The sequence below is a fragment of the Streptomyces sp. NPDC060205 genome, assembly GCF_042728395.1.
Classification (GTDB): domain Bacteria; phylum Actinomycetota; class Actinomycetes; order Streptomycetales; family Streptomycetaceae; genus Streptomyces.
In genome coordinates, this window is the sequence record NZ_JBHWZP010000585.1 from 1 (window position 1) to 2,788 (window position 2,788).

A 2,788-nucleotide genomic window follows, 5' to 3' on the forward strand; every position below is an offset into this window, starting at 1 on the left:
GGCTGCAGCCGGCCCGAACCCCTCGGTCGTACACCCCCGCACCGGCGCCCCGAAGGGGCGCGGGGAACTGCGCGACCAGCCCCCACCGTCCCGCACCCGAACGCACCCCCGAAGGGGCGCGGGGAACTGCGCGGCCCACCCCCACCGGCCCGCACCCGCACCCGAACGCCAACCCAAGATCACCCCCGCCCCCCAGCGGAGCGCCTACCCTTCCGGGCGTGATCCTCGAACCCCTCACCCTCACCCCGGACCACGACCTGCCGGGCCCCCTCCTGACCGAACTCACCGCGCTCTACGCCTCGAACCACGCGTTCTACGCCCTCAGCGGTGACTTCCCCGACCCGCACGACATCCGCCCGGAGCAGGTCGCCAGGGCGCTGGCGGACGAACTGGCGAACCCGGACGTGGAGGTCCTCCAGGCCCGCAGCGCCGGACAGCTCGTCGCGATCGCGATCACGCTCGCCCACCACCCGGACCCGGGCGACCCCGACCCGTGGATCGGCCTGCTGCTGGTCGACGCGGCCCACCAGGGCAAGGGCCACGGACGGCAGCTGGCCGCACGCATCGAGGACCGCTTCCGCGAGGCGGGCCGGGACGCCGTGCGCCTGGCGGCCCTGGACAACAACCCGGGCGCCTTCGCCTTCTGGACGACGATCGGCTACGAGACGATCGGCCACCGCAAGGACCGCCAGCTGGGCCGCCCCTGCACGGTCCTACGCAAAATCCTTCACTAGCCCCTCGGACCCTGCCGGAGCACATCAGGGACTCCCGGGCCGCCCTTCCCCGTAGAGCCAGTCGTCCCAGATCCCCGACAGGTCCTCGTCCGGCGCCGCCTTCTCCACGAAGGCGGTGAAGTCGTCCGTGTCCGCGTTGCCGTGCCGCCGTTCGGCGGCCCATCCCCGCAGGATGCCGAAGAACACGTCGTCACCGACGGCCTGCCGCACCTTGTGCAGCACCATGGCACCCCGCTCGTACACCGGACTGTCGGAGATCCGCGCGGCACTCGGCGGCCGGGCGGGCGGAAAGTCCCAGACAGCGTCACTCTCCGCCTCCTTCTCGAAGTAGTCGCCCTCGTAGAGCGCGTCGAAGACGTCCTGCACGGAGTCCCCGCCGTGGTCCTCGTCCCACAACCACTCGGCGTACGTGGCGAAGCCCTCGTTCAGCCACATGTCACGCCACGACTTCGGGGTGACCGAGTTCCCGTACCACTGATGGACCAGCTCGTGCACGAGAAGTTCCACGCCGGGCGCACCCGGGAACACGGGCCGGTTCTGGGTCTCCAGGGCGTACCCGGCGTCGTCCTCACGCTCCACGATCGCGCCCGTCGACGAGAACGGATACGGCCCGAAGTACTCCCCGGCCCACTCCATGACCTCGGGAATGCGATCGAGCACCTCGGCACTGTCCGCCGCCTGATCGGGATCCACGGCCACATAGACGGGCAGCCGCCCCGCCTTCGACCGACGGATCTCGAACTCCCCCACGGCCACGGTCACCACATAAGAAGCCACAGGCTCCGAAACCCGCCAGTCGAAGACAGCCCGCCCACCCTTGACCGCCCGCTTCCGCAACTCCCCGACGGAGACGACCTCCACCCCCTCGGGCACCTCGACGACAATGTCGTACGAGGCCTTGTCGCTCGGATGATGATTCCCGGGGAACCAGGCCATCGACCCGGTGGGCTCCCCCAGCCCCAGAGCCCCGTCCTCGGTGGGCAGCCACCCCTCCTCGGACCCGTCGGGATCGGTGATGACCTCCGGCACACCCTCGTAGCGCACGACCGCCACGAAGGAATCCCCGCCCTCCAGATCCTTGCGCGGCCGAACGGTCAGCTCATGATCACCACTGCGGTTGAACCGAGCGGGCTCGCCGTCCACCTCGACCGACCCGACCTCCATCCCCTTGAGATCAAGATTGAACGCGCTGAGATCCTTCTTCGCCCGAGCCCGGATCTCCGCCTTCCCCACCAGCCGCCGCGACTTCGGCTCGTAGTCGAGCGTGAGCCCGTAATGGGTCACGTCGTACCCCCCGTTCCCGGCCTTGGGAAAGTACGGATCCCCCACCCCGGAACCCCCCGCGACACCCCCCACACCCCCATCGCAGCCGGCGACCAGGCAAGCCAGCAGAACAGCGACAGGACCAAAGCGAGCAGACCGGGGCATGGGGGCGATCCTAGAACGGCGTGACACCATCACCCACGTGCTCGACATCGGCTACGCCCTCTCCTCCCGCTTCCCGGACCCCCCGCAGACCGACTACCGCCGCGCGGACGTCCACGCGCTGCGCCACGACCTGTTCTGCGGAGACGTCTACCTCGCCGACACGAAGGCGGACCGCGAGCTGTCCACAGGCTGGGGATGGGTGCCGGTGCTCGACTTCGCCTGGGCCCTGTGCGACATCGTCGAACAACTCGACCAGGACCCCATGGGCAGCAGGGCCTCCCGCCCTCAGCGCGCCGAACTGGACTTCACCGAGTCCACCGACCGCATGCTCTTCGAGCGCCGCTTCGGCTGGGTGGACATCGAGTCGGACTGGATGCCGGTGGAAGAACCCCCACTCACCTTCTCCCACACCGAACTCCGCCGCGAGGCAAGGGACTTCCTCCACGACGTCCTGGCCGACCTGACAGACCTCCACGAGGGTCTCCGGGACAACCCGGCCATCTGGAACCTGGAAGCCCGCTTCCCCAGACTCCCCTGAGCCAGACGCCCTGGGGGCTGCGCCCCCAGCCCCCCATCGGCCTGAACGGCCTCGTCCTCAAACGCCGGACAGGCTGAAACCCAACGAC

General features: G+C 69.7%; 3 protein-coding genes. 2 read left to right on the forward strand and 1 reads right to left on the reverse strand.

All coding sequences use genetic code 11. From position 1 onward, the window contains the following. Positions 1-218 precede the first annotated feature (218 nt). On the forward strand, positions 219-734 hold the full coding sequence (locus ACFWGJ_RS43170; protein ID WP_387334445.1) for a GNAT family N-acetyltransferase: 516 nt from the start codon (positions 219-221) through the stop codon (positions 732-734). A gap of 24 nt (positions 735-758) precedes the next feature. Here ACFWGJ_RS43170 and ACFWGJ_RS43175 read toward each other — a convergent pair whose 3' ends face one another. Beyond that, on the reverse strand, positions 759-2,162 hold the full coding sequence (locus ACFWGJ_RS43175) for a M1 family metallopeptidase (protein WP_387334446.1): 1,404 nt from the start codon (positions 2,160-2,162) through the stop codon (positions 759-761). 37 nt (positions 2,163-2,199) lie between these two features. Here ACFWGJ_RS43175 and ACFWGJ_RS43180 point away from each other — a divergent pair, with 37 nt between their 5' ends. Further along, positions 2,200-2,700 carry a hypothetical protein gene (locus tag ACFWGJ_RS43180; RefSeq protein WP_107015315.1) on the forward strand — a complete coding sequence of 167 codons (501 nt, stop codon included), beginning with the start codon at positions 2,200-2,202 and terminating at the stop codon, positions 2,698-2,700. Positions 2,701-2,788 lie beyond the last annotated feature (88 nt).